Annotated in this window: 20 protein-coding genes; 9 read left to right on the top strand and 11 right to left on the bottom strand. The window is 70.5% G+C overall.

Translation table 11 applies throughout. From position 1 onward, the window contains the following. The first annotated feature begins 106 nt into the window (after positions 1–106). From AB5J49_RS02760 to AB5J49_RS02740, 5 genes are all read left to right on the top strand, one after another. Positions 107–1,222, top strand: a complete 1,116-nt coding sequence (locus AB5J49_RS02760) for an acyltransferase family protein (protein ID WP_369166864.1) — start codon at positions 107–109, stop codon at positions 1,220–1,222. Positions 1,223–1,292: 70 nt separating this feature from the next. After that, complete coding sequence (locus AB5J49_RS02755; protein ID WP_369166863.1) at positions 1,293–2,630, top strand: hemolysin family protein; 1,338 nt, start codon at positions 1,293–1,295, stop codon at positions 2,628–2,630. Further along, complete coding sequence (locus AB5J49_RS02750; RefSeq protein ID WP_369166862.1) at positions 2,627–3,646, top strand: hemolysin family protein; 1,020 nt, start codon at positions 2,627–2,629, stop codon at positions 3,644–3,646. Before AB5J49_RS02755 ends, AB5J49_RS02750 begins: the two co-directional genes overlap by 4 nt. Before the next feature lie 283 nt (positions 3,647–3,929). Further along, entirely contained in the window at positions 3,930–4,694 is a 765-nt protein-coding gene (locus AB5J49_RS02745) for a hypothetical protein (protein WP_369166861.1), read from the top strand. Between the two features lie 134 nt (positions 4,695–4,828). Next, positions 4,829–5,221, top strand: coding sequence for a VOC family protein (locus tag AB5J49_RS02740; RefSeq protein WP_369166860.1), 393 nt, complete (start codon positions 4,829–4,831; stop codon positions 5,219–5,221). A 51-nt stretch (positions 5,222–5,272) separates the two neighbouring features. Here AB5J49_RS02740 and AB5J49_RS02735 read toward each other — a convergent pair whose 3' ends face one another. Further along, positions 5,273–5,620, bottom strand: a complete 348-nt coding sequence (locus AB5J49_RS02735) for a hypothetical protein (RefSeq protein WP_369166859.1) — start codon at positions 5,618–5,620, stop codon at positions 5,273–5,275. 178 nt (positions 5,621–5,798) lie between these two features. Between AB5J49_RS02735 and AB5J49_RS02730 the strand changes: the two genes are divergently transcribed. After that, on the top strand, positions 5,799–6,698 hold the full coding sequence (locus AB5J49_RS02730) for a PhzF family phenazine biosynthesis protein (RefSeq protein WP_369175024.1): 900 nt from the start codon (positions 5,799–5,801) through the stop codon (positions 6,696–6,698). An 84-nt stretch (positions 6,699–6,782) separates the two neighbouring features. On the opposite strand, the gene AB5J49_RS02725 is transcribed toward AB5J49_RS02730, so the two are convergent. Beyond that, positions 6,783–7,361 carry a hypothetical protein gene (locus AB5J49_RS02725; protein WP_369175023.1) on the bottom strand — a complete coding sequence of 193 codons (579 nt, stop codon included), beginning with the start codon at positions 7,359–7,361 and terminating at the stop codon, positions 6,783–6,785. A 128-nt stretch (positions 7,362–7,489) separates the two neighbouring features. Next, positions 7,490–8,497 (bottom strand): polysaccharide lyase family 1 protein, encoded by a 1,008-nt coding sequence (locus AB5J49_RS02720; RefSeq protein ID WP_369166858.1) that lies wholly within the window; start codon positions 8,495–8,497, stop codon positions 7,490–7,492. A 269-nt stretch (positions 8,498–8,766) separates the two neighbouring features. Between AB5J49_RS02720 and AB5J49_RS02715 the strand changes: the two genes are divergently transcribed. Continuing rightward, positions 8,767–11,958 carry a glycoside hydrolase gene (locus tag AB5J49_RS02715; RefSeq protein ID WP_369166857.1) on the top strand — a complete coding sequence of 1,064 codons (3,192 nt, stop codon included), beginning with the start codon at positions 8,767–8,769 and terminating at the stop codon, positions 11,956–11,958. A gap of 228 nt (positions 11,959–12,186) precedes the next feature. Here AB5J49_RS02715 and AB5J49_RS02710 read toward each other — a convergent pair whose 3' ends face one another. Beyond that, complete coding sequence (locus AB5J49_RS02710; protein ID WP_369166856.1) at positions 12,187–12,474, bottom strand: hypothetical protein; 288 nt, start codon at positions 12,472–12,474, stop codon at positions 12,187–12,189. A 736-nt stretch (positions 12,475–13,210) separates the two neighbouring features. Here AB5J49_RS02710 and AB5J49_RS02705 point away from each other — a divergent pair. Beyond that, positions 13,211–14,848, top strand: a complete 1,638-nt coding sequence (locus tag AB5J49_RS02705) for a sigma-70 family RNA polymerase sigma factor (RefSeq protein WP_369166855.1) — start codon at positions 13,211–13,213, stop codon at positions 14,846–14,848. A gap of 148 nt (positions 14,849–14,996) precedes the next feature. On the opposite strand, the gene meaB is transcribed toward AB5J49_RS02705, so the two are convergent. From meaB to AB5J49_RS02680, 5 genes are all read right to left on the bottom strand, one after another. Then, complete coding sequence (meaB, locus tag AB5J49_RS02700) at positions 14,997–15,992, bottom strand: methylmalonyl Co-A mutase-associated GTPase MeaB (protein ID WP_369166854.1); 996 nt, start codon at positions 15,990–15,992, stop codon at positions 14,997–14,999. After that, on the bottom strand, positions 15,989–18,163 hold the full coding sequence (scpA, locus tag AB5J49_RS02695) for a methylmalonyl-CoA mutase (RefSeq protein WP_369166853.1): 2,175 nt from the start codon (positions 18,161–18,163) through the stop codon (positions 15,989–15,991). Before scpA ends, meaB begins: the two co-directional genes overlap by 4 nt. Further along, complete coding sequence (locus AB5J49_RS02690; RefSeq protein ID WP_369166852.1) at positions 18,163–19,965, bottom strand: methylmalonyl-CoA mutase family protein; 1,803 nt, start codon at positions 19,963–19,965, stop codon at positions 18,163–18,165. Before AB5J49_RS02690 ends, scpA begins: the two co-directional genes overlap by 1 nt. Before the next feature lie 376 nt (positions 19,966–20,341). Next, positions 20,342–20,596: an EF-hand domain-containing protein gene (locus AB5J49_RS02685; protein ID WP_274247853.1), complete on the bottom strand. Its 255-nt coding sequence runs from the start codon at positions 20,594–20,596 to the stop codon at positions 20,342–20,344. Between the two features lie 158 nt (positions 20,597–20,754). After that, positions 20,755–21,501, bottom strand: coding sequence for a TetR/AcrR family transcriptional regulator (locus tag AB5J49_RS02680; protein WP_369166851.1), 747 nt, complete (start codon positions 21,499–21,501; stop codon positions 20,755–20,757). A 123-nt stretch (positions 21,502–21,624) separates the two neighbouring features. On the opposite strand from AB5J49_RS02680, the gene AB5J49_RS02675 reads away from it, so the two are divergent. Then, the gene (locus AB5J49_RS02675; protein ID WP_369166850.1) at positions 21,625–22,368 is read left to right on the top strand and encodes an SDR family oxidoreductase; all 744 of its coding nucleotides are present in this window, start codon (positions 21,625–21,627) and stop codon (positions 22,366–22,368) included. Between the two features lie 65 nt (positions 22,369–22,433). Here AB5J49_RS02675 and AB5J49_RS02670 read toward each other — a convergent pair whose 3' ends face one another. Both AB5J49_RS02670 and AB5J49_RS02665 read right to left on the bottom strand, forming a co-directional pair. After that, complete coding sequence (locus AB5J49_RS02670) at positions 22,434–24,065, bottom strand: cellulase family glycosylhydrolase (RefSeq protein WP_369166849.1); 1,632 nt, start codon at positions 24,063–24,065, stop codon at positions 22,434–22,436. A 35-nt stretch (positions 24,066–24,100) separates the two neighbouring features. After that, the gene (locus tag AB5J49_RS02665; RefSeq protein WP_369166848.1) at positions 24,101–25,216 is read right to left on the bottom strand and encodes a GDSL-type esterase/lipase family protein; all 1,116 of its coding nucleotides are present in this window, start codon (positions 25,214–25,216) and stop codon (positions 24,101–24,103) included. Positions 25,217–25,232 lie beyond the last annotated feature (16 nt).

The following is a 25,232-nucleotide window of genomic DNA, read 5'->3' as shown; positions in this document are numbered from 1 at the left end:
GGCCCCGAGGGCGCCCTGGGTGCGCCTCCGCGGAGTGGCTTATACGTGTGCGTTCGCACACAGCGCGGTTGAACCGGCGTGCGCAGGTGTGCTTAGGGTGCTGGCGATGTCCGCCGACGCCACACCCGCACCCACCGTCACACGCGCACCGCAGCGACAGCAGCAGCCGTTGCCGCCCGCAGGAGCAGGGGCGAGACGACCCGGTCAGCGTGACCCCTTCCTCGACAACGCCAAGTACCTGGCGATCGTGCTGGTGGCGGTCGGCCACGCGTGGGAGCCGTTGCGGGAGGGAAGCCGGGCCGTCACCGCGCTGTACCTCCTCGTGTACGCCTTCCACATGCCGGCGTTCGCCGTGATCGCGGGCTACTTCTCGCGGGGCTTCGAGGCGGAACCGCGGAAGATCGGACGCCTGCTGACCGGTGTGGCGCTTCCCTATGTGGTCTTCGAGGTGGCGTACACCCTCTTCACCCGGTGGACCAGCCAGGATCCCGACCGGCCGATCAGCCTGCTGGACCCCCTGTACCTGACCTGGTTCCTGGCGGCGCTGTTCATCTGGCGGCTGACGGTCCCCCTCTGGCGGCTCGTGCGGTGGCCGCTGCCGCTCGCTCTCGGCGTCGCGATGCTCGCCACCCTCTCGCCGTCCATCGGCGACGACCTCGGCCTGCAGCGTGTCCTGCAGTTCCTGCCGTACTTCGTGCTCGGACTGCTGCTGAAGCCGGAGCACTTCCGGCTGGTCCGCCGCCGTGCGGCGCGCATCCTGGCCCTGCCGCTCCTCGTCTGTGCCCTCGCGGTCGCGTACTGGGCGGTCCCGCGGATGAACTACGCCTGGTTCTTCCACAGCGAGAGCGCCGAGGAACTCGCCGCGCCCGACTGGTACGGCCCCGTGATGACACTGGCCACCTTCGGCTGCTCGCTCGTCCTGGTCGCCTGCTTCCTCGCCTGGGTGCCCGGGCGCCGGACCTGGTTCACCGTGCTGGGCGCCGGCACGCTGTGCGGCTTCCTGCTGCACGGCTTCATTGCCCAGGGAGCCAAGTACTGGGGCTGGTACGACTCCGCCTGGATCCGGCAACCCGCCGGTGAGATCACCGTCACACTGGTCGCGGCAGCGATCATGACCGCGCTGTGCGCCCCTGCCGTCCAGCGGGTCTTCCGCCGCGCGACAGAACCACGGATGGCGTATGCCCTGCGGGGTCGGGAACTCCGTTTCGGCCACAATCGTTGACCGGAGGAACACCTGACACAAGGAGCCACTACGTGTCCGCCAGATCGACGGACCCCCGATCGGCACGCCGTTGAATTCCGTACTCGGCCTGCTGGCCGTCTTCGTCCTGACCGCGGGCACCGGCTACTTCGTCGCCCAGGAATTCGCGTACGTCTCCGCCGACCGACTCGCCCTCGCCCGGGAGGCCGAGGCCGGGGACCGGAAGGCCGCCCGTGCCCTGAAGGTGCTGGAGCGGCTGTCGTTCATGCTCTCGGGCGCCCAGCTCGGCATCACCGTGACCGGCCTGGTCGTCGGGTTCATCGCCGAGCCGTCGGTGTCCGCACTGCTCGAACCCGCCCTGTCCGGCCTCGGCATCCCCGACGCCGCCGTGGGCGGTATCTCCGTCGTGCTCGCCTTCGTGCTGGCCACGGTCGTGCAGATGGTGCTGGGCGAGTTGGCCCCGAAGAACCTCGCCATCGCCGTCCCGGAACGGCTGGCGAAGTCGCTGGCCGCCTCCACACTGGCGTACCTGAAGGTCGTCGGACCGGTGGTGCGGATCTTCGACGGGGCGGCGAACCGGCTGCTGCGCAAGGTCGGCATCGAGCCGGTCGAGGAGCTGCACCACGGCGCCACCCTGGAGGAACTGGGCCACCTGATCGGCGAGTCCCACGAACAGGGGCAGCTCCCACGCGAGACCGCCGAACTGCTCGACCACGCCCTGGAGTTCTCCGACCGCACGCTGGACGAGGTGATGGTGCCGCGCGCCGACGCGGTCTTCGTCCGCAAGGACGCCACCGCCGCCGAGGCGATCGACCTGATCGCCAAGCACGGCCACTCCAACTACCCGGTCCTCGGCGACCATCCGGACGACGTCGCGGGTGTGCTCGGGGTACGCGAGCTGATGGCCCTGTCCGCCGACGTGCTGACGGCCACCACCGCCGGTGCGGCGGCCCGTCGCCCGCTGCTGCTGCCCGACACGCTGCCCCTGCCGGACGCCGTGGAGCAGATGCGGGAGCGGGACGACGAGTTCGCCGTGGTCCTGGACGAGCACGGCGGCGTGGCGGGCATCGTCACCTACGAGGACATCGCCGAGGAACTCGTGGGCGACATCGCCGACGAGTCCGACACCATCACCCACATCGCCGTCGCGGACGGCGAGGGCTGGCTGGTGGACGCCGGTCGCCGCCTGGACGAGGTGGCCGACGCGACCGGCATCGAACTGCCCGAGGAGGAGGACTACGACACCGTGGCCGGCCTGATCGTCGACCGCCTCGGCCGCTTTCCCGCCATCGGTGACCGCCTCACGGTCGCGCTCGCCGACGGCGGCAGCGTGGCGATCGACGTACGCACCCTCGACCGGCACGTGCCCGAGCGGGTGCGGGTCCAGCGCCTGGTGGCCGAGAAGGCGCAGGAAGAGGAACAGACATGAGTTTCCCGATGGCGCTCTTCGTCACCGTGCTGCTGCTGATCGGCAGCGGCTTCTTCGTCGCCGCCGAGTTCGCGCTGGTCGCCGCGAAACGACACCGCATGGAAAAGGCCGCGGCACAGGGCGCGCGCGGCGCCAAGGCTGCCGTGGCAGGGATGCGCGAGCTGTCGCTCATGCTGGCCGGCGCCCAGCTGGCCATCACCGTGTGCACGCTGGGCCTGGGCTCGGTGTCCAAGCCCGCGATCTCGCACGAACTCGACCCGCTGCTGCACGACTTGGGCCTGCCCAGCGCCCTCAGCTACGGCGTCGCGTTCGCCGTCGCCATGATCGTCGTGGTCTTCCTGCACATGGTGCTCGGCGAGATGGCACCCAAGTCCTGGGCGATCGCCCATCCCGAGCGTTCCGCGATACTGCTCGCGCCTGCCTTCCGGGGCGTGGTGAAGGCCGTACGGCCGCTGATCCGGGTACTCGACAAGATGAGCAACGCCTTGGTACGGCTGTGCAAGGTCACCCCGCGCGCCGAGCTGGCCTCGGTCCACAACCGCGAGCAGCTCACCCACCTGGTCGAGGAGTCCGAGCGGCTCGGCCTGATCAGTGAGACGGACTCGGAGCTGCTGACCCGTTCGCTGACGGAGCCCGAGACCCCGGTGCGCGACCTCCAGGTGCCGCCCGCCGACATCTCCTCGGTCGACGCGGACGCACCCGCCGAAGCGATCCTCCGCCTGGCCGCCGACAGTGACCGCACCCGGCTCCTGGTCCGCGATCACGGCACCGTCGTCGGCTCGGTGCACGCACGCGACGTCATGGTCGCCCGCGCCCAAGGACGCGCCGCCGACGCCCGCTCGCTGGCCCGCCCCGTACCCGAGCTGACCGAGGACACCACGGTGGCCGACGCGATCGACCTGCTGCGCCGGCGCCGGTCCTCGCTCGCCGTGGTCCGTGACGAAACGGGCCGGCTCACCGGCATGGTGACTCTGGACGACCTACTGGCCCGCTTCCTGCAGCCGCAGGCGACCTGACGACAGCCTTGAGCATGCCGTCGCGGTCCCGGCCGGGGCGGGGGCGGGGGCGGTCGCGGTGACGAACGGTGCCGACGGGGGAGTCCCGGTCACGATCTCGGTGTACTGACCGCGCTCAAGGCCGACCGAAAGCGAGACCTCGCGGGCGGCCCGGCGGTAGAGTCCACACGTGCGTTGATCTTCCGGGCGGTGGCCGAGCCCCGCCGCAGACGGTGCCGGGCGACCCCTTCAGCAGGGGCCGCCCGGTCGGCATATCCGTCATCACTCCACCGGAGATCACGCAATGACTGCTCAGCAGCCCCTCACCTATGACGCGTTCATCGAACTCGCCACCGCTGACTCAGCTGTCGTCGGTTTGGTCCTCAAAGGTTCCCGGGCCCACGACGGCATGACCACCGACCACTCCGACCACGACATGTACGTCGTCCTCGCCGACGGCGCGGCAACGACCCTCACCCGGTTCACGGGGCACCGCACAGCAGAACTCGACCTCGTCATCGTCTCCCTCGACGAGTTCCGCGCCGCCGGAATGCCGGGCTTCGAGCGGTACGCCCTTGCCCGCGCCCGCATCGTGCTCGACCGGCTCGACGGCGGAATCGCCGAGATCGTGGCCGACAAGGCACGGCTCGACGCCGATGAGGCCTTCCGGGACGCGGGTGCGTGGCTCGACGCCTACGCCAACTCCCTGTACCGCTCGGTCAAGAACGACCGCGACGGACACGCGCTCGCGTCCCGGCTCGACGCCGCCGACAGCGTCCGGTTTCTCCTGGAGCTGCTCTTCGCTCTCGACCGCCGTCCCCGCCCCTACAACAAATACCTGGAGTGGGAGCTCGCCCGGTTCCCGCTGCCCGGCTGGGACACCGGTACGCTGCTCGACGCTGTGGACCGCATCTCAGGAACAGGCGACGTATCCACCCAGCGCCGCCTCTTCGCCCACGTCGAGGCAACGGCACGGCGGGCCGGACACGGCGCGGTGCTGGATGCCTGGGGCGAGGACCTGCACCTGATGCGTCGTCATCCGCAACGCCAAGACGGGCGAACTGCTTGAGATGCGGCATGGCTTCGTGCGGGTGAAGGACGCACGACCAACCGGACGCCGCCCGCGCGGCGTGCGTCCGGCTTCGGTGCGCGTGGTGTGCCCTGAGAGGTCAGGACGGCTCACGCGTGAAGGAGACACACGGCATGCTCGGACAATCGCAGGCGTTCAGCGGCTTCTCGGTCGATGACCTCGGCGAGGCCCGCCGGTTCTACGGTGAGGTTCTCGGCCTTGAGGTGGAGGAGACCGGCGAGGGGGAGATGCGGATGCTGCTCGTCAAGCTCGGCAGCGGCGCGCGGGTCTTCGTCTACCCCAAGGAGCAGCACACCCCCGCGACGTTCACGATTCTCAACTTCCCCGTGGACGACATCGAGGCGGCGGTCGGCGAACTGGAGCGACGTGGCGTGACCCTTGAGCGCTACGCCGGATTCGACCATGACGAGAAGGGCATCGTCCGGGTCGGCAACGGCGGCCCCGCGGCGATCGCGTGGTTCACCGACCCCGCGGGGAACGTTCTCTCCGTGCTCCAGGAGAACTGACCGACCGTACGGTGCCGCGCCGGCTCCCGGCATGCCCAGGGGCGGCGGCGGTCACAACGTGAAGTCGATGACCTGTCCGTCGGTCTCGATGGTGGCGCCGCTGATGTTGAGGGCGTCGTAGCAGCCGTGACTGCTGAAGACCTGGACCCACTGGCCGGCGGGCACGGTGACGGAGATGTCCTTCGCCCGGCCGACGGTGAAGTCGCTGTGGCAGGTGTAGACGCCTGCGGTCTGGGTCATGACCGAGTCCCCGTCGGTGATCGTGACGGGGAGTGTGGCGGTGACGTCGGCCTGGGCCGCGGCCGAAGCGGGTGTCGTGAGAGCCAGCGCGCCTGCCGCTGCGAGCCCTGCGGCCAGGGCGCAGACGCGGGTACGGCGGAGAGCGGGACGAAGGCGCATGAAGAACTCCGGATTCTCGGCTCCGGACGCTCGACCGCGCCGGAGTGGGGATGCCTCGAAACGGTTGCCGGCGCTGCGGGAAGCGGTGCCCATGCTGTGGCCTCGCGGCCGGAACCGGTGTCGCTACCGTGTTCCGAGACCGGGAATCGGTGTGCCGGCGCGTTGGTTGTCGTACGGCATGGAGATCAACGAGCGTGCCGACGGCGTCCCCGATGTGCTGCACTACACCGCGTTCTCGTCCCACCCCGACGGCGGCAACCCGGCGGGCGTCGTCCTGGACGCCTCGGGCCTCGACGACGCCGAGATGCTGGCGATCGCCGCCAAGTTGGGATACAGCGAGTCCGCGTTCCTGACCGGTCCGCCCGAGGAACTGGAGGAACCGGGCGGGGAGCCCGGGCGGGCCTTCACCATTCGATACTTCAGTCCTCAGGCGGAGGTGCCCTTCTGCGGCCATGCCACCGTCGCCGCCTCCGTTGCCTTGGCCGAGCGGATCGGTCCGGGCGACCTGGTCTTCGCCACCCGTGTGGGTACGGTGCCGGTGACCGTCGCCGCTGAGGCCGACGGCACGCTCCGGGCGACATTGACGAGCGTGGAGCCCCGTGTCGAAGAGATCGCCGCGGAGGAACTGGCCGAGGCGCTGGCAGCGCTGGGCTGGCCGTCGGCCGACCTCGACCCGCTGCTGCCGCCCCGCATCGCCTTCGCCGGCGCCCGGCATCTGGTGCTGGGGGCCGGCAGCCGGGAACGGCTCGCTGACCTGTCGTACGACTTCGAGCGCCTCGCCGCCTTGATGCGGAAGCTGGACCTGACGACCGTGCAATTGGTGTGGCGTGCCGCGGACACCGTCTTCCACGTCCGCGACCCCTTCCCGATCGGCGGCGTCGTGGAGGACCCGGCCACCGGCGCCGCAGCCGCCGCCTTCGGGGCGTACGCGCGGGAACTCGCCCTGGTGCCCGCGGAGTCGGTGCTCACTCTGCACCAGGGGGAGGACATGGGCAGGCCGGGCGTGCTGACCGTGACCCTGCACGCCGCAGACCCGAAGGTCCGGGTCAGTGGCGCGGGCACGCGCATGCCCCGGTAACGCGGGAGGGCGGGGCTCTCCGACGCCGTAGGGATCTGCCGGGAGGGTTGGTGCCCGGGCACTGCCGGGCACCAACACCGCGGATCACAGGCCGTCGCGCACCATCGCGGCGACGATCTGGACGTGGCGGTCGGCCGCCGTGTTCGAGAACTCGTTGTCGTAGTTCAGGCCGTACGGCCAGAAGTGGCCACCGCCGGTGGAGATTTTGGCGCTCCCGCCGTCGAACTGCCTGACCAGCGCCGTGGCCTGAGCACCGGTCCAGGTGCCGCTGCCGCCCAGGCGGGACCAGCCCGAGCTCGTCCCCACGCCGATGGTGTGGGCGATCTCGTGCAGCGCGGTCCGCTCGTTCATGTAGCTGCGGTTGCCGAAGCGGATGGTCCCGTTGATGTTGCCGTCGGCGGTGGGCACGCCCGGGTCGTAGCGGACGGTGATGGTCTTGCCGAGGTCGCTGAGGTTGTTGTAGCGGGCCACCGCGGCGTTCATGGCCTTGGTGATGAGGTCGTAGGCCGTGCGCTGGTCCTCGGTGGGGTTGCCGGCCCGTTCGAGGGTCCAGGTGATGGTGGCCGCCGCAGACACCTCTGCCCGGGCTGCCGGTGCGGCGGTCTGCGGCGTGGCCTGCGCGATGCCCGGGCCCGCCAGCAGGGCGGCTGCCAGCGCGGCCATGACCGCCCTGCTGCGCCAGGGTATGGGCGCGCGGGGAGTCGGCATCGGGGCTCGTCGTGCACTCATGGGGAGGTCCTCCTGTGTGGGGGGAGAGAACCGTCGCGCTTTCTTTGGGGGGCGACGGAAGTTCAGGTGTCGATCTTCCCGACTCCGGCTCCGGCTCGTACGAGGGAGGGCACGTCGGTCGCGGGATCCAGCGTGTAGGCGTAGTAGGTGCGCGGCTCGGTCACGGTGCCGTTGGTCTCGCAGGCACCGGTCCCGGCGCCGGCGAAGACGTTGTCGCGCTGGACCAGTCGGCCCGGTCCCGACCCGTCGTAGCCACTGGCCGAGTAGCAGGGATGGGGGACGGCGTCGAAGTAGTTGCCCTCGACCAGCACGCCCGCGTTCATGGTCGACGCGACGCCGTAAAGGGCGTTGCCCTTGTAGTAGTTGTTGTAGACGTGCACCGGTTCACCGAACCGCACCCGCGGATGCCGCTGTCGCGACCCGTCGAAGAAGTTGTGGTGGATGGAGACCTTCAACTTGCCGGTGTCCTGGCCGCTGTTGGCGTCGGAGTGACCGAGCAGCATGCTCTTGTCGGTCTTGTTGAACCAGTTCCAGGACACGGTGACGTACTGGGAGCCACGCACGATGTCGACCGCCCCGTCGACCGGGGCGACGAACTCGTTGTGGTCGATCCAGATGTGGTGCGACTCCTGGCCCACGTTGACGGCGTCGTCCTCGGCGCCCGTGAACCTGATGTTGCGGACGATGACGTTGTGGGAGCGGTAGAAGTCCAGGCCACCGCCGTTGACGACGGCGGAGGAGCCGACGCCGACGATGGTCTTGTCGGGCCGAACGCCCTGCTTGCTGGTGATGTCGATGGTGCCCTGGACGCGGATCACCAGCGGGCCGGTCGTGTCGATGTACTCCAGGAACTGCTCGGTGGTGGTGGCGATCACCGTCGGGCCGCCGGCTCCGCCGGTGGTGCCGTTCCGGCCGAGCGCGTCGACGGCGGCGAAGCCGGTGGGGGATGTCTCCGCCGAAGGTGCCGGCAGCTCCTCGGCGGCGGTGCCGGACGGCATCGTCATCGCGCCGAGCAGCAGGGCGAGCGTGAGAGCGGTGACGCCGCGTGCGGCGCGTGACGACGACCTCATGCTGTTCCTCCCGAGGTGAGGGGCGGATCTTGTTCGGTCGTGCGAAAACACGGACGGGCACGGCAGCCGGGCGGTAGGCGGAAAGCGCTTTCCCGAGTTTCCCGGAGATTAATGAGATGCCTTGAGCATGTCAACGACATCGCCAAACCCCCACGTGCAGCCCCAACTCGTCCGCCATCTTGACGAGGTCATTACCGTCACCGAGCATGCCCTGAGCGCGATTCCTTCTGTTCGGTTCTGTTCAGCTCTGTGTTGTGGAAGGGAGTGCCGTGCCCCAACGGCATCGCATCGTCCGGGCCCTGGCGTCGACGGTTCCTCTGACGCTCGGCGCGAGTCTCGTCGTCGCCGCGCCCGTGGCGAGCGCGGCGGACCCGGCACCTCAGAGCGCGGTCACCGTACGGATCGACCCCTCCTACCGACAGCAGGAGTTCGAGGGCTGGGGCACGAGCCTCGTCTGGTTCGCCAACGCGACGGGCAACTACCCGGAACCCATTCGAAGACGGCTCGTGGACATGCTGTTCGGTGTGGACGGTCTCCGCCTCAACATCGCCCGGTACAACATCGGCGGCGGCAACGCCCCCGACGTCCGCAAGGACTACATGAAGGCGGGCGCCACCATGGAGGGCTTCTGGAAGGCCCCCGAGGGGACCACCCGGCAGGACATGGACTGGTGGGACCCGAACAACCCGGACCACTGGAACTGGGACGCCGACGCCGGCCAGCGGTGGTGGGTGGACCAGGTCAAGGACAAGGTCACCCGCTGGGAGGCGTTCAGCAACTCACCGCCCTGGTTCCAGACCGTCAGCGGTTACGTCTCCGGCGGCTTCGACGCGAGCGCCGACCAGATCCGCGCCGACCGCGTGGACGACTTCGCCACCTACCTGGTGCGGGTGAGTGAGCGTCTGGAGCAGGCGCACGGCATCGAGTTCGACACCATCGACCCGCTCAACGAACCCAACACGCCCTACTGGGGCACCCAGCTCGGAGCGGACGGCCGGCCCACGGGCGGGCGTCAGGAGGGCGCGCACGCGGGCCCCGAACTCCAGCAGAAGGTCGTCCTCGCCCTGGACAAGGCGCTCGAAGGCGCCCGGACCGGCGCCGAGATCTCCGCGATGGACGAGACCAACCCCGGCATCTTCACCGAGAACTGGAACGCCTACGACACCCCCGCCCGCGCCGCCGTCGACCAGCTCAACGTGCACACCTACGGCACGGGCCGGCGTACCAGCGCACGCGACATCGCCAAGGGCGCGGACAAGAAGCTGTGGATGAGCGAGGTCGAGGGCACCTGGGGCACCGGCACCGACTTCACCAGCATGGAGCCGGGGCTCGGCATCGCCACCCGGATGGTCGACGACATGCGTGAACTGGAGCCCGCGGCCTGGGTGTTCTGGCAGCCGGTCGAGGACGCGATACCGCAGGCCGCGGCGGGCAAGAACTGGGGCAGCATCCACGTGCCGTTCAACTGCACGGCCGAGGACACCCTGGAGACGTGTCCGGTCCGGGCCAACTCCAAGTTCCACACCATCCGGAACTTCACCCACTACATCCGTCCCGGCGATCACTTCGTGAAGGTCGACGACCCGTCGAGCGTCGCCGCGGTGCAGCGGAACGGCCGTACGGCGACCGTGGTGCATGTGAACGGCGGCGCCTCCGCGCGACCGGTGACCCTCGATCTCTCGCGCTTCGGCAAGGTCTCACCGCGGGCCACCGTCACTCCCGTGGTCACGAGCAGCGACGGCGCCCTGGTGCGCGGCACAACGGTCCGGGTGACCGGCCGGTCCGCCACGCTCACCGTCCCCGCGAAGTCGGTCACGACCTTCCTGGTCGAGGGCGTCGGCGGCGTGGCGCGCGATGCCGCCCTCGTGCAGCCCGGGCATGTCTACCGGCTCCAGGGGGCCCAGAGCGGCAAGTCGCTGGCGCCGTCGGACGACGGCAACGGCGTCGTCATCCGTACGACCGACGCCGACAGCGCGGAACAGCTCTGGTCCGTCCGGCAGTTGACGCGCGGCACCGACAACCGCGAGCGCTACGCCCTCACCAGCGCCAAGACCGGCAAGCGGCTCGCCGTACGCGACAATCAAGCCGTCCTGGAGGAGCCGGAAGGCGGCCGGGTACCCGAAGCCGCGCAGTGGATCATGTCGACGACCGGCGACGGCACATGGACGTTCGTCAACGCCGCCACCGGCCGCCTGGCCGACGTCGCCGGGCAGTCGACCACGGACGGCGCCAAGGTGTCCACGTACACCCCGACGTCGGCGGCGAACCAGCGCTGGGAGGTGACCGACGAGACCGTTCTGCGCACCAAACCGGCCGAGACGTTCACCGTCCCCGGCCTGCGGCCCGAGCTGCCGACGACGGTGACGCCGGTATTCAGGGACGGCGCCCGGGGCGCGCTGCCCGTCGTGTGGAACCTTCCGCCGGACCGGAAGTGGCGTGACCCCGGGACGGTGCGGGTCAGGGGCGAGGCGACCGACCCCCTCGGACGGAGGATCCCCGCGCTCGCGGTCGTCACCGTCGACACGATCGCCTCGACCCTTCCGGGACGCGCCAAGACCTACGTGGGCGGCCTACCGGACCTTCCGGCCACGGTCGTGGGGATCGGCCGGAACGGCGGCCGGGCCGACCTTCCGGTGACCTGGGCCCCGGCATCCGACGGGGCGTTCGACGCGACCGGCGTAGTGACACTGCGCGGCGTCGCCCAGGTCGTGGGCGGCGACACGGTCGACGCGGCCGTGCGCGTGCAGGTCACGGAACCGGTGGAGACCAACATCGCCGCGGACGACGGCGTCTCGGTCGACGCCACCTTCACCGAGAGCGGGTACTCCGCGGAGCGCCTGCGCAACGGCGACCTGTCCGAGAAGGCATGGTCCAACTGGAAACCGGGGAACACCAAGAACCCCTCCGACTCCGTCACCTTCACGCTGCCGAAGCCACGTGACCTGAACCGGGTCGTCGCGCACTTCTACCGGGACGGGAGCAGCGCCTCCCTCCCCGAGAGCCTGAAGGTGCAGATACGGGCGTCCGGTACCGGTACGTGGGTCGACGCGAGCGACCCCGTGGCGGTCGGCGCCGAGGGCACGCCGGTGGTCGACGTCCCGTTGGAGACGGGACCGGCGTCGGAGGTACGCGTCGTCATGACCGCGCGTCAGGGCGGCTACCTCACCATGAGCGAGATCGAGGTGTACGCCAAGAGCCCCGGGGTCTCCTCGGATGCCGCCGCCGCGTCCGTCGAGGTGTCCGGAAAGGCGATCCCCTCCTTCGACCCGGACACGACCGGCTACCGGGTCGTCACCGACGCCCCGAGCCGCAGCCGCGTCACGGCGACGGCACGCGATCCCTACGCCACTGTCGCCGTCGACCGTCTCGATGAGCCCGGCGGGGCGGCGGCGGTCGTCTCCGTGACCAGTGAGGACGGGGCACGGACGCGGACGTACCGGATCCATCTCGTACGAGGCTGAGAGCGTCGTCGCGGGTGAGGCGCCCGTGCGCGTGTCATACAGGGCGTACAGCCCGCTGACACGCGCACCGCGCAGGCGCTTGGCCTCGATGGCCTTCATCCCGGCGTGCAGCGACGAGCCACGTCAGGACGTTCGTGCCGAACAGGCGAGCGCGCCGGCCGCCGGCAGCGCCCCGACGCCGACGCCGATGCGGACCGCGCGTCTCCGCGGCCGGTGCGGCATGCAGGATCAGCGTGCGCTGGGCCGTGTAGTAGGCGTTGATGCCGGACTGCACCAGAAGGAGGCGTCGGCGATCTGCCAAGGGCGCTCGGCGAGGAGGAAGGAGAGAAATCCGGCGGCGCTGACGACGCCGGCGGCGACGCTGAGGTGCTTCGGGCCGTGCCGGTCCATGAACCGGCCGGCGGCGAAGGCGACGGGCAGGGCGGTCAACTGGCCCACGGTCACGGCAGCTCCTACGGCGGCGAGGGGCAGATCGCGCGGGGTCGTGAAGCAGAGCAGGCCGAGCGGCAGGACCATGCCGTTGCCGAGGGAGTCGATGAGGGTTGCCGGTGAGGAACGGGTCGTGGCCGCGAGTATCCGGAAGCCCGAGCACGCGACGCAACCGGGGCGCGCGGGCTCCGCGAGGTCGGCGGGGCGTGACGGTGTCGGTCATGAGGTGAGCGGGGCCCGGATCTTGTCCAGGATCTCCTGCCGCGGCCAGCCCCCTGTCGACGCAGCTTCTCCAGCTGCTTGACGGTCTGTTGCTCGTCGCCCTCGGCGAGGGTGAACACGACGATGTCGGCGTGACTGGTGTCGTTCCCGCGGGCCATGCCGGTCAGGGTGGCGAAGGTGTTGGTGCCGGAGGCGGCGCCGGAGATCCCGACAGCCGCCCCTTTTGGCCGCTCGGGTTCCCTCATGGGAGGCACGCGGATCGCTCACGACTGGCGCGGCCGTGACGCCACCTGGCTCGCGGTGTGGCGACGTGAGCCGCCCGCCGATGAGCGAGAAGCGGGCCGTGACCCACGAGACGTGGCGTCACCGACATAGGACGCGAAGTGTGACGAGGAGGGGCGTACGCGGACAGGCCGGAAGTCCGATGTCGACGCGTCGAAACGCTCAGCCCCCTCGATGTGACTTTCCCCATTGCGCCGCCCGACCGGGCCCGTGAGTCTCTCGTGGAACATGCGTCCGAAGAACTGTTATCCCGGGCCCACCGATCGATCCCCCATGTATCGGACAGCATCGTTCGGCGTCGAGGACAGGGAAGTTTTTGATGAGTACAGAGCGCACGAGGGAGTCGGCGGGGCTGGTGGTCGCTGCCCGGAACGGCGATCCGAAGGCTCAGGACGCCCTGGTCAGCTCCTACCTTCCGCTGGTCTACAACGTCGTGGGCCGGGCTCTGAACGGCTCGGTCGACGTCGACGACGTGGTGCAGGACACCATGCTCCGTGCCCTCGACGCGCTGGGCGGACTGCGTGACCCCGAGAGCTTCCGCTCCTGGCTCGTGGCCATCGCGATGAACCAGGTACGGGCGCACTGGCACGCTCGGCAGTCGGCCCCGGGCGCCGTCGAGGAGGCCCAGGACCTCGCGGATCCGGGTGCCGACTTCGTGGACCTGACGATGGTCCAGCTCCAGTTGTCCGGGCAGAGACAGGAGACCGCACGGGCGACCCGCTGGCTGGAGCCCGACGACCGGGGCCTGTTGTCGCTCTGGTGGCTGGAGTGCGCCGGTGAGCTGACCCGGTCCGAGGTGGCCGAGGCCCTGGAGCTGTCGCCGCAGCACACGGCGGTCCGGGTGCAGCGGATGAAGGCGCAACTGGAGGCGGCCCGCGTGGTGGTGCGGGCGCTCGACGCCCGGCCACGCTGCGAGGAACTGCGGGGTGTGCTGGTGCCCTGGGACGGTCGACCCTCGGCGCTGTGGCGCAAGCGAATAGCCCGGCATGCCCGTGGTTGCGCGCATTGCTCAGGATTGTGGAGCGGGTTGATGCCCGCGGAGGGGCTGCTGGCCGGTCTGGCGCTGGTCGCCGCGGCGCCCGCCCTGGTGGAGAGGGTGCTCTCGGCCTCCGGCGGGATGGCCATGGCCGGCTCGGCGTCCCGGCTGCCCGCGTCGGGCGGCCGGGGCAGATCGGGCCGGGGATCCGGACAGGGCGGCGGGCGCGGCCGGGCCACCTCCCGCAGTGAGGCCCGTCGACGCCGGCGCATCCGCCGCCGAGCAGTCGGAGGTGCCGTCGTGGCGGCCTGCGTGGCAGGGGGCGGGCTGTGGTACTTCGACACGGATCCCGGGACGGGGAAGGAGGAGGCGACCGCCGTACGGACCGCCGGCGCTCCCTCGGTGGACCTCGCGGAACCCAGCCTCGTCGAGACCTCCCCGCCCGTCTCGAAGTCCCCGTCCCCGTCCGCATCACCATCGAAGAAGCCGAGCCCCTCCAAGACCCCACGCCCGACCAGGAAGAGCGTGCCGACTCCCTCACCATCCACTCGGCCGACTCGGAGCGCGTCCAGCACCCCACTGGCACAGCCGTCCCCGACGGGCGCCGTCGCGCAGGTGGTCGCCCTGGTGAACAAGGAACGGGCAAACGCCGGCTGCGGTCCCCTCGACGAGGACCCGCAGCTGAACCAGGCCGCACTGGGCCACTCCGAGGACATGGACGCCCGCGACTTCTTCGACCACACCAACCCGGATGGCGCCGACCCCGGGCAGCGCATCACCGCCGCGGGCTACACCTGGTCCACGTACGGCGAGAACATCGCCCAGGGCCAGCAGACCCCGGAGGCGGTGATGGACGCCTGGATGAACAGCCCAGGCCACCGCGCCAACATCCTCAACTGCTCGTTCAAGGACATCGGCGTCGGCATCCATGACGGTGCGGGCGGCCCATGGTGGACCCAGGACTTCGGCGCCAAGCAGTGAAGTCGAGGGCTGCCTGCGCGGCACCGGCGGTCAGGAGGACAGCGCCACGTCGTGCTGGTCACGCGGGCAGGCGTGGGCGCTGTACGGGTTCACGGACCACGTTCCGGTGTGGGACTACCACGAGGTGGCTCTGGAGGGCATCGGTCGGTCAGGACGGGCTCGTGTCGCTCTCCCCGCCGAACGCCCCCAGAATCCGTTCCGCCGCCAGCGTCGCCGTCAACTCGCCCTCTCTGACCCGCCGTTCCAGGTCGGGGGCCAGCGCCCGTACCGTGGGGTCGGCGTGCAGGCGGTCCAGGAGTTCGTCGCGGACCATGGTCCAGGTCCAGTCGACCTGTTGGTCCCGCCGTCTGGCTGCGAGCCGCCCGGCGGAGTCCAGCAGGGTGCGGTGCTGCTCCACCCGCTCCCAGAGCACGTCGAGGCCGGCCGACTCGCGCGCGCTGCAACTGAGCACCGGCGGCGTCCAGAACGCGTCCCTGCCGTGCATCAGCCGCAGCGCGCCCGCCAGTTCGCGCGCGGCGGCGCGGGCGTCACGCTCGTGCGGGCCGTCCGCCTTGTTCACGGCGATCACGTCGGCCAGCTCCAGGACACCCTTCTTGATGCCCTGCAGCTGGTCGCCGGTGCGGGCAAGCGTGAGCAGCAAAAACGTGTCGACCATGTTCGCCACGGCCGTCTCCGACTGTCCCACGCCGACCGTCTCGACCAGCACCACGTCGTAACCGGCGGCCTCCATCACGACGATGGACTCACGCGTGGCCTTCGCGACCCCGCCGAGTGTCCCCGCGGTGGGGGAGGGCCGCACGAAGGCCGCCGGGTCGACGGCCAGCCGTTCCATCCGCGTCTTGTCGCCGAGGATCGAACCGCCCGTACGGCTCGACGACGGATCGACGGCCAGCACGGCCACCCGATGCCCGAGCCCGGTCAGCATCGTGCCGAACGCGTCGATGAACGTCGACTTGCCCACGCCCGGCACCCCACTGACGCCGATCCGCCGAGCCCTGCCGCTGTGCGGCAGCAGCTCGGTCAGCAACTTCTGCGCCAGGGCGCGGTGTTGCGGACGGGTCGACTCCACGAGGGTGATCGCGCGGGCGACGAGCGCCCGCTTGCCGTCCAGTACGCCCTTCACATAGGTGTCAAGATCGATCACAGCTCATGCCCGAGGTCGGCCGAAAGCCGCTTGACCAGGTCGTACGCCGCATCCGGGATCACCGTCCCCGGCGGGAACACCGCGGCCGCGCCCATCTCCAGGAGCGTGGGCACGTCCTGGGGCGGGATCACCCCGCCGACCACGATCATGATGTCCTCGCGGCCCTCCGCCGCCAGTTCCTCCCGCAGCGCCGGTACGAGCGTGAGGTGACCGGCGGCGAGCGAGGACACGCCCACGATGTGCACGTCCGCCTCGACCGCCTGACGGGCCACCTCCGCGGGCGTCTGGAACAGCGGGCCGACGTCCACGTCGAAGCCGAGGTCGGCGAAGGCGGTGGCGATCACCTTCTGGCCGCGGTCGTGGCCGTCCTGGCCCATCTTGGCGACCAGGATGCGCGGGCGCCGGCCCTCGGCGTCCGCGAAGGCGTCCACCAGGGTGCGGGTGCGGTCCACGTTCGGGGACTCGCCTGCTTCGTTGCGGTACACACCGGAGATCGTACGGATCTGGCTCGCGTGCCGGCCGTACACCTTCTCCAGAGCGTCGGAGATCTCCCCGACCGTGGCCTTCGCGCGGGCCGCGTTCACCGCCAGTTCCAGCAGGTTGCCCTCGCCCCCGGCGGCCCGGGTGAGCGCGTCCAGCGAGTCCTGGCACGCCCGCTCGTCCCGCTCCTCGCGCAGTCGGCGCAGCTTCTCGATCTGCTGGGCGCGCACGGAGGAGTTGTCGACCTTGAGGACGTCGATCGCCTCGTCGTTCTCCACCCGGTACTTGTTGACGCCGATCACCGGCTGGCGCCCGGAGTCGATGCGGGCCTGGGTGCGGGCCGCGGCCTCTTCGATGCGCAGCTTGGGGATGCCCGCGTCGATCGCCTTGGCCATGCCGCCCGCCGCCTCGACCTCCTGGATGTGCTGCCAGGCGCGGCGCGCGAGGTCGTACGTCAGCTTCTCCACGTACGCGCTGCCGCCCCACGGGTCGATGACCCGGGTCGTGCCGGACTCCTGCTGCATCAGCAGCTGCGTGTTGCGGGCGATCCGCGCGGAGAAGTCGGTGGGCAGCGCGAGCGCCTCGTCGAGGGCGTTGGTGTGCAGTGACTGGGTGTGGCCCTGGGTGGCCGCCATCGCCTCGACGCAGGTGCGCGTGACGTTGTTGAACACGTCCTGCGCGGTCAGCGACCAGCCCGAGGTCTGCGAATGGGTGCGCAGGGACAGCGACTTGGAGTTCTGCGGGTCGAACTGCTTCACCAGCTTCGCCCACAGCAGGCGGGCCGCGCGCAGCTTGGCGATCTCCATGAAGAAGTTCATGCCGATCGCCCAGAAGAAGGACAGGCGAGGCGCGAACGCGTCCACGTCCAGGCCCGCTTCACGGCCCGCGCGGATGTACTCCACGCCGTCCGCGAGCGTGTACGCCAGCTCCAGGTCGGCCGTCGCCCCCGCCTCCTGGATGTGGTACCCGGAGATGGAGATGGAGTTGTAGCGGGGCATCCGCTGCGAGGTGAAGGCGAAGATGTCGGAGATGATCCGCATCGACGGCTTCGGCGGATAGATGTAGGTGTTGCGGACCATGAACTCCTTGAGGATGTCGTTCTGGATGGTCCCGGCCAACTTCTCGGGCGGCACGCCCTGTTCCTCGGCGGGGACGATGTAGAGCGCCAGCACCGGCAGCACGGCGCCGTTCATCGTCATCGACACGGTCATCTTGTCCAGCGGGATGCCGTCGAAGAGCTGACGCATGTCGTAGATCGAGTCGATCGCCACGCCCGCCATGCCGACGTCACCGGTCACCCGAGGGTGGTCGCTGTCGTAGCCGCGGTGCGTGGGCAGGTCGAAGGCGACCGACAGGCCCTTCTGACCGGCCGCCAGGTTGCGCCGGTAGAAGGCGTTGGACTCCTCGGCGGTGGAGAAGCCCGCGTACTGGCGGATCGTCCAGGGCTGGTTGACGTACATCGTCGGGTACGGGCCGCGCAGATACGGGGCCATGCCCGGGTACGTGCCCAGGAAGTCCAGGCCCTCCAGGTCCTGCCCGGTGTAGAGCGGCTTGACCGTGATGCCCTCCGGGGTCTCCCAGAGCAGGTCGTCGCCGTCGGCGGCCTTCTTCACGGCGGTACGCCACTCGTCGGGGCCGCCGTCGGCGGCCGGCACCCCGAGTTCGATCCCGGAGAAGTCGGGGACGGACATCACGACGCTCCCATGCGGTCGAGGGTGGCGGCGAGCACGGCGACGGCGTCGCAGCCCGCGAAGACGTAGCTGTCGACTCCGGAGTACTGCCCGGGGCGGCCGGCGAGGAACACGTGCTCGGCGCCCGCCGCCCGCAGTTCGGCGGCGACGGAGTCCGCCTGCTCCTCGTACAGCGCGTCGCTGGAGCACAGGCAGACCTCACGCGCCCCGCTGTCCGCGAAGGAACCCTCGGTGACGGGCTCGATGCCGCCCGCCTGGAAGAGGTTGGAGGCGAAGGTGAGCCGGGCGGTGTGCGCGGCGGCCGGGCCGAGCGCGGCCAGATACACCCGCGGCCGGGAGCCGGTCGCCGCGAGGTGGGCGTCGGATCGGGCGCGCAGCGCCTCGAACGCCTCGTCGCGCCGCACCCGCGGCAGCCCGCCGGACGGCGGCTCGGGCGCGGGCTCGCGCACCACCGGCTTCTCGGCCAGATGCGGGAACTCGCTGACCCCGGTGACCGGTTCGCGGCGCCCCGCGAGCTTCGCGCTGCGCACGGACCAGGTCTCGGCCAGCCGCTCGCCGACCATTCCCGAACGCAGCGCGGCGGCCTGACCGCCGGCCTTCTCGATGCCCTGGAAGAACTCCCAGCCCGCGTGGGCGAGTTCGTCGGTGAGCCGCTCCACGTACCAGGAGCCGCCAGCCGGGTCGATCACCCGGGACAGGTGCGACTCCTCGATGAGGATCGTGGAGGTGTTGCGGGCGATCCGGCGCGCGAACGCGTCCGGCAGGCCCAGCACGTGATCGAACGGCAGCACGGTCACCGCGTCGGCGCCGCCCACCCCGGCGGCCAGCGTGGCCACCGTCGCGCGCAGCATGTTCACCCACGGGTCGCGCGGCGTCATCATCACCGTGGAGGTGACGGCGTGCTGCACCTGCTGCCCCGGAGCCCCGCACACCTCGGCGACCCGCGACCACAGCCGGCGGGCCGCGCGCAGTTTGGCCACGGTCAGGAACTGGTCGGCGGTCGCCGAGTACCGGAACTCCAGCTGGGCGCACGCCTCAGCGACGCTCAGCCCGGCCTCGGTCAGATCCCGCAGGTACGCCACGCCGGTCGCCAGCGAGCAGCCCAGCTCCTGAGCCGCCGAACCGCCCGCCTCGTGGTACGGCAGCGCGTCCACGGTCAGCGCGCGCAGGCCCGGGTAGGCGTCCGTGCACTGCCGGGCGAGCCCGGCCACCTGCGCCATGTCGTACGACTGCCCGGTGCGGGCCTCGTGCCCCAGCGGATCGGCGCCCAGGTTGCCGCGCACCGCCTCCGGCGCCACGCCCCGTTCCTCGACGACGCGCAGCAACTCCCGTGCGGCGGGCTCCACTTCGGTGCCCGCTTCGAGAACCACCGGCGCCAGGTCGAGGTACACGCCGTCGAGCACCGAGGTGAGCGAGGAGACCGGGATGCCGAAGTCGCCGACGGCCAGCCACAGCGAGGTGACGCCGTTCTCCAGGTCGGTCAGGACGGCGCTGCCGTCGGCCGCCGCGTGCCGCTGGCGTACGTCCCAGCCTCCCGTGGTGTTGCCTTCGGGCCGGCCGCCGCGTACGAACGGGGCGAAGCCGGGCAGGCCGGGGTCGGGCGCGGCGTCGCGCGCGGTGTACAGGGGGCGGGTGGGGAGCCCGTCCTCCAACAGCGTGGACAGGGCGTTCTCCGCGGCGTCTCCCGAGACTTCCTTGCCCGACTTGCGCAGGACGCCCTCTACGAGGTGCTGCCACTGCTCATGTGTCGCTTCCGGGAACTCGGCGGCCAGGGAGAGCCCGTCGTCAGGCAGGACCGTCATGCTCGGATGCTAGGGCAGATCAACAAAGGAGCAGCAGAGGGCACGGCTGTGACCTTTCCCTCCCCGCGTCTGTGATCGCGGCCTCGCCAGGGCGCTCTTGAAGCCCCGCAGGCCACCTGCTACGGCAGCACGCGAGCGTCGGCGAGTGCCGGATGCCGCAGGGCGGAGAACGGGATCGTCACTCATGTCGGCACCGGTCAATCACCTTACGCGGACGCGTTTTCTCGACGGTGGCGACGTCTTCAGCGACGACGTACGGCCCACCAGGTCCGCACGCCCGCACCGGGGAAGTCGCCGTGCGCGACCACTTGGGCGTACGTCGTCCATCCGCTGCTGCGCGTGACTCACGTACACCGGGAACCGTTCTGAAACGGTCTCAGGCCCAGCCGAAACGGCGGTCCACCACTGCCGCGAACTCCTCCAGGGTGAGTACCTCGTCGCCGTTCTGGTCGGCGGCGTCGAACAGGGCGGAGGAGGCGTTCTCGTCCCCCACCGCCCAGACGGGCAGATCTCCCGACGCGGCCAGAGACGGGCCCTTCGTCCGCAGGGCGATGATCACCTCTTCGCGGGTCAGGGTTCCGTTCTCGTCGAGGTCGAGTGCCTCGAACAGCTTGCGGGCCTTGTCGCTCATCGCGTCACCCTCGTTCCTGTCGTCGGCACGCGGGCCGGCCCTTCGTGTTCTCACACGAAAGACGCTTCCGCTCTCGTCCAGGTTGCCTCCTGCGGCAGACCCATGGCCAGCCGTTTCCCGGTAGGTGTCGGGACCGCCGGCGCCGCGACGCGGCCCGCTCACCCCTCCGCCGGATCGAGACCCGCCCGGTCGAGCAGTTCCTCGAGGAGCATGCGCTCTCCGCGGGTGTACGTGGCCGGTATGTCGTCCAGAATCGAACGGAGAGCCAGTACCCGGCGGCGCGCCTCACGCGCGCTGTCCGGGGCGGGGGGCAGGTCGTTGTCGTCCGTGTCGGCCGCCGTCGTCGTGACGGCCGCGATGACGGCCTCGCGCGTCTGGGTCGACACGCCGAGGTCACGCTCTTCGGGCTCGAGTGCCAGGAGGGCGAAGGTGACCCCCATGCCGGCCCCGTGGACCATCTGGGCCGCCCGCTCGACGGGGATCGTCAGGCGCCCCGCTCTGGCGACGCGCTCCAGGATCTCGCGCAGCAGGTGCTGTGCTTCCTTGGCGGCGTCGGACTCACCGCCCGGCTGCGGTCGGCCGTACATGAGCAGGTAGTGCGCCGGGTTGCCGAGGCCGAACTCGATGTGCATGTCCCAGCCGGCCCGCAGGTCGTCGACGGGATCCGCGGACGGTGCCCGGGAGCTCTTCTGCTTCAGGTACCGGGTGAAGCCGTCGGCGGCGGTCGCCGCCAACAGGCCGTCCATGTCACCGAAGAGGCGGTAGATGGTCGGCGGGTGGACGCCTGCCGCGGTGCTGACCGCGCGCGTGGTCACGGCGTCCCTGCCTTCCGCGACCAACAGGTCCGCGGCGGCCGCGACGAGTCTCTTCTTGAGGTCCGCTCGGGACTCTGCTCGATCTGCCACGAATCGATGATAACGAACTCTTGATATCAGCGGTTGCGTATCGATGGAATCGGTGTATCGTTATCAATGGAAACAGTGGCGGAGGCGGCGGGTGGCGAGGCCGCGGACATGAGGGAGCACAGCATGAGCACCACACCGGAGCAGCGCGTCGCGATCGTCACCGGAGGCTCGCGCGGGATCGGCCGTGCGGTCGCCGAGCGACTGGCGGCGGACGGCCAGAGCGTGGCGGTCGTCTATGCGGGCAACAAGACGGAGGCCGACAACGCGGTCGCCGCGATCCGCGAGGCCGGTGGCGTTGCCGCGGCCTACCAGGCCGACGTCGCCGACGAACAGGCGGTGGCGGCGGTGTTCGACAGCGTGATCGCCGAGTTCGGCGGCGTGGACGTCGTCGTCAACTCCGCGGGCATGATGGCGCTGGCTCCGCTGGCCTCCCTCGACCTCGACGTCCTGGACCGCATGCACCGCACCAACATCCGCGGCACCTTCGTCGTCAACCAGCAGGCAGCCCGCCATGGCCGCTCCGGCGGCGCCGTCATCAACCTGTCCACGTCCGTCACCAAGCTCGGCCTGCCGACCTACGCCGCCTACGCGGCCAGTAAGGGCGCCGTCGATGCCATCAGCCTCGTCCTGGCGAAGGAACTGCGGGGCCGGGACATCACCGTCAACGCGGTGGCCCCCGGCCCCACCGCCACTGCACTGTTCCTCGACGGCAAGGACGAGGAAACGATCGACACCATGGCCAGGATGAACCCGCTCGAGCGGCTCGGCACGCCTGACGACATAGTCGAGGTCATCTCCCTCCTCGCCGGACGCGGCCGGTGGGTCAACGGCCAGACCATCTACGTCAACGGCGGCATGGTCGCCTGATCACCCGACCGCCTTGGCGCCCTGCGCCGACACAGGACGCCAAGGAGGTGCGGTGCCGGGGTGGGTCAGCTGAGCGGGCAGGCGGAGTTGTTGAGCGTGTAGGCCGTGGGCTTGGGGTTCGTGCTCCCCTTCGTGGCCGTGAAGCCGAGGGTGACCGAGCCCGTCGGGGCGATCGTCGCCGTGTACGACGCGGAGGCGACGCTCACCTCGGCGCCGCTCTGCGTCGCGGTGCCGCCCCACAGGTTGCTGATGCGCTGGCTGTCCGGGAAGGTCCAGCGCAGGGTCCAGCCGTTGATCGCCGAGCTGCCGGTGTTGCGGATGACGATCTCTCCCTGGAAGCCGCCGGGCCACTCGTTCGTCACCCGGTAGGCGACACCGCACGTCGCGGACGAGCCGCCGGAGGACGTCGTGACCGTCACCGTGCCGGAGCGCTGCGAGCGGTTGCCGGCTGCGTCGCGGGCGTAGACGGCGAAGGTGTGGGAGGTCGCCGGGGCCAGGCCGGTGACGGTGGCGGAGGTGCCGGTCGTGGTGATGGCCGCGGCCTCGGTGGTGCCGTTGACGCGGACCACGTCATAGCCCGTGACGCCGTTCGCGTCGGTGGCGGAGGTCCAGTTCAGGGTGACGGACGAGGACGTCACGGCGGAGGCGGTAGGCGTGCGGGGGGTGGTCGGGGGAGTGGCGTCACCGCCGCCGGAGGAGTAGATCGCGGCCTCTTCGGACGTGGCGGCGATGCCGTTCGCGCCGTTGAAGATCCGCTGGCCCCAGGAGCTGAGCCGCGTGGGGTCGAAGTCGATCGCCAGGTCGAGGATCGGGTCGGTGTTGCCGCTCCAGGACCACGCCAGGTATCCGAGCCGGAGCTGTTGCGCGGCGGCCATCATGGTGTCCTCGTCCGGGTCGCCGTACTGGTCGGCCGGGCCTCCGAACTCGCCGATGAGGAGGGGCAGTTTGGCGTTGACGAAGGCGTTCAGGTAGTCCGTGATCTCCTGCGCGGTGTCGTAGACGCTGTACATGTGGATCGAGAAGATCAGGTTGCCGGTGGGGTCGGCGTCGTAGACGGACTGGGCGTTGGCGCGCATGACGCCTTGCCAGTCCTGACCCCAGTTGGGCGCGTCCACCATGATCGTGTGGGCGAAGCCTGCGTTGCGCAGCTTCTTGACGGCCGCGATCGTGGGATCGGTCCAGCCCGCCGGATTGGTGTTGCCCCAGGGCTCGTTGCCGATGTTGATGATGACGTAGCTCTCCTGGCCGGTGAGCACGTCCTTCAGGCCGATCCAGTAGTCGGCCGCGTGGTCGAGGGTCCCTGCCGCGGCCTCCTCTCCGTAGCCGGTGGTGTCGTGCACCTCCAGCACGCAGATGAGCCGGTTGGCCTTGCACTGGGCGATGATGCTCGCCACGTCCGCGGCGCTGTTCTTGGTCCAGCGGTGGCCGTCGGAGAGGACGACGCGGACGGTGTTGGCGCCCAGCGCCTTGACGTCGGCCAGCGACTGCGTCTCGCCCGGGTACCAGGTGTGGGCGTGGTTGACGCCACGCATCACGAAGTCGTTGCCGGACGCCTCCAGCAGCCGGCCGTTCTGGATGTGCAGCCCGGTGGCCGCTGCCTGGGCCGGCGTGGCGAAGGAGAGCAAGGGGACGAGCAGGCCCAGGAGGGCGGCCACGAGGGCGGCCACACGTGGGGTGGTGCGGGTGGGGGATCTCATGGCGGCTCCGTAGGGTGGGGTGGGGTGACGGTGCGTCAGGATGACGCGGGGCGCGCCGTGCAAGTGACAGTCGCCGACGGGGGGCCGGCCGTTGCCGGGGTGCCGGCGATGAATCCGAAGCTCGCGCTCGCGCCGGGCGCCAAGGTGCCGTTCCACGACGCGTTGGCGACGGTCGCGGTGCCGTCGGCGGTCGTGCCGAGGGTGCCGTTCCAGACCTGGGTGAGTCGGGCGCCGTCCGCCGGTACGACCGTCGCGGTCCAGCCGGAGACGGAGGAGGCGGACGCGTTGGTCACCGTCACCTCGCCCTGGTAGCCGCCCTGCCAGGCGGAGACGGCACGGAACGACGCGGTGCAGGCGGGCGGCTCCCCGGGGTCGCCGGGGTCGCCGGGATCTCCCGGGTCTCCGGGATCCCCGGGGCCCGGGTCGAGGAGCGCCGCCAGGGCCGGATACCAGCGGGCGGCGATCTTCTCGTTGCCCAAGGCGCTGGGGTGCACCCCGTCATACGTGTCGGTGGCCGTGTCGAAGCCCGTCCACTGGTCGACCACGGTGACCGGGGAGCGGCTGGTGCTCGTCGTCCGGGCCCACTCGGGGATCCGTGCGTTGAAGTCGACGGCGCGTTGTGCGCAGCCGGTGCAACTGCTCGGGTTCATCGGAATGATCTGCGCGACCAGGATCCTCATGTCCGGGTTGGACGCCCGCATCTGCTCCACCAGCTTGGTGTAGGCGGCGAGGATGCGGTCGGGGGCGATGCTGCTCCACACGTCGTTCGTGCCGAAGTGCATGACAACGATGTCCGGAAGGGTGGCCGCCAGCCGGGCCGGCAGCAGGTTCTGGTCGGCCACGTTGGTGACCAACTCGCCGCCATGACCTTCGTTGTCCCCGTCGTACGGCTGTCCGCAGCCCTGCGGGCCGAGGGTGCCGACGAAGTCGATGTCCGTGTATCCGGCGCTCTGCAGCCGGTTCCACAGCACCGCCCGCCAGCAGCCCGGCGAGCCGGTGATGGAGTCGCCCAACGGCATGATGCGCACGGGCTCCACCGCCTGAGCGGCCGCGGCCGGCGGTGCGAGGGTCACTCCGAGGGGCAGGAGCAGGGCGGCCAACAGGCCGAAAAGCGGGAGGAGTGGTAAGCGTGATCGGCGGATGTCGCGCATGCTGTTCCCTTCCCTG

The organism is Streptomyces sp. R28 (assembly GCF_041052385.1).
Classification (GTDB): domain Bacteria; phylum Actinomycetota; class Actinomycetes; order Streptomycetales; family Streptomycetaceae; genus Streptomyces.
Note: the sequence above shows the minus strand (reverse complement) of the source record. Positions and strands in the feature narration are given on the sequence as shown.

Coding starts and splice junctions, on each gene's coding strand:
- scpA (WP_369166853.1), bottom strand. CDS start 18,163: ATGTCCGTCCCCGACTTCTCCGGGATCGAACTCGGGGTGCCGGCCGCC.
- AB5J49_RS02665 (WP_369166848.1), bottom strand. CDS start 25,216: ATGCGCGACATCCGCCGATCACGCTTACCACTCCTCCCGCTTTTCGGC.
- AB5J49_RS02705 (WP_369166855.1), top strand. CDS start 13,211: ATGAGTACAGAGCGCACGAGGGAGTCGGCGGGGCTGGTGGTCGCTGCC.
- AB5J49_RS02730 (WP_369175024.1), top strand. CDS start 5,799: ATGGAGATCAACGAGCGTGCCGACGGCGTCCCCGATGTGCTGCACTAC.
- AB5J49_RS02720 (WP_369166858.1), bottom strand. CDS start 8,497: ATGAGGTCGTCGTCACGCGCCGCACGCGGCGTCACCGCTCTCACGCTC.
- AB5J49_RS02745 (WP_369166861.1), top strand. CDS start 3,930: ATGACTGCTCAGCAGCCCCTCACCTATGACGCGTTCATCGAACTCGCC.
- AB5J49_RS02675 (WP_369166850.1), top strand. CDS start 21,625: ATGAGCACCACACCGGAGCAGCGCGTCGCGATCGTCACCGGAGGCTCG.
- AB5J49_RS02670 (WP_369166849.1), bottom strand. CDS start 24,065: ATGAGATCCCCCACCCGCACCACCCCACGTGTGGCCGCCCTCGTGGCC.
- AB5J49_RS02685 (WP_274247853.1), bottom strand. CDS start 20,596: ATGAGCGACAAGGCCCGCAAGCTGTTCGAGGCACTCGACCTCGACGAG.
- AB5J49_RS02760 (WP_369166864.1), top strand. CDS start 107: ATGTCCGCCGACGCCACACCCGCACCCACCGTCACACGCGCACCGCAG.
- AB5J49_RS02750 (WP_369166862.1), top strand. CDS start 2,627: ATGAGTTTCCCGATGGCGCTCTTCGTCACCGTGCTGCTGCTGATCGGC.
- AB5J49_RS02735 (WP_369166859.1), bottom strand. CDS start 5,620: ATGCGCCTTCGTCCCGCTCTCCGCCGTACCCGCGTCTGCGCCCTGGCC.
- AB5J49_RS02725 (WP_369175023.1), bottom strand. CDS start 7,361: ATGGCCGCGCTGGCAGCCGCCCTGCTGGCGGGCCCGGGCATCGCGCAG.
- AB5J49_RS02740 (WP_369166860.1), top strand. CDS start 4,829: ATGCTCGGACAATCGCAGGCGTTCAGCGGCTTCTCGGTCGATGACCTC.
- AB5J49_RS02710 (WP_369166856.1), bottom strand. CDS start 12,474: ATGGTCCTGCCGCTCGGCCTGCTCTGCTTCACGACCCCGCGCGATCTG.
- AB5J49_RS02690 (WP_369166852.1), bottom strand. CDS start 19,965: ATGACGGTCCTGCCTGACGACGGGCTCTCCCTGGCCGCCGAGTTCCCG.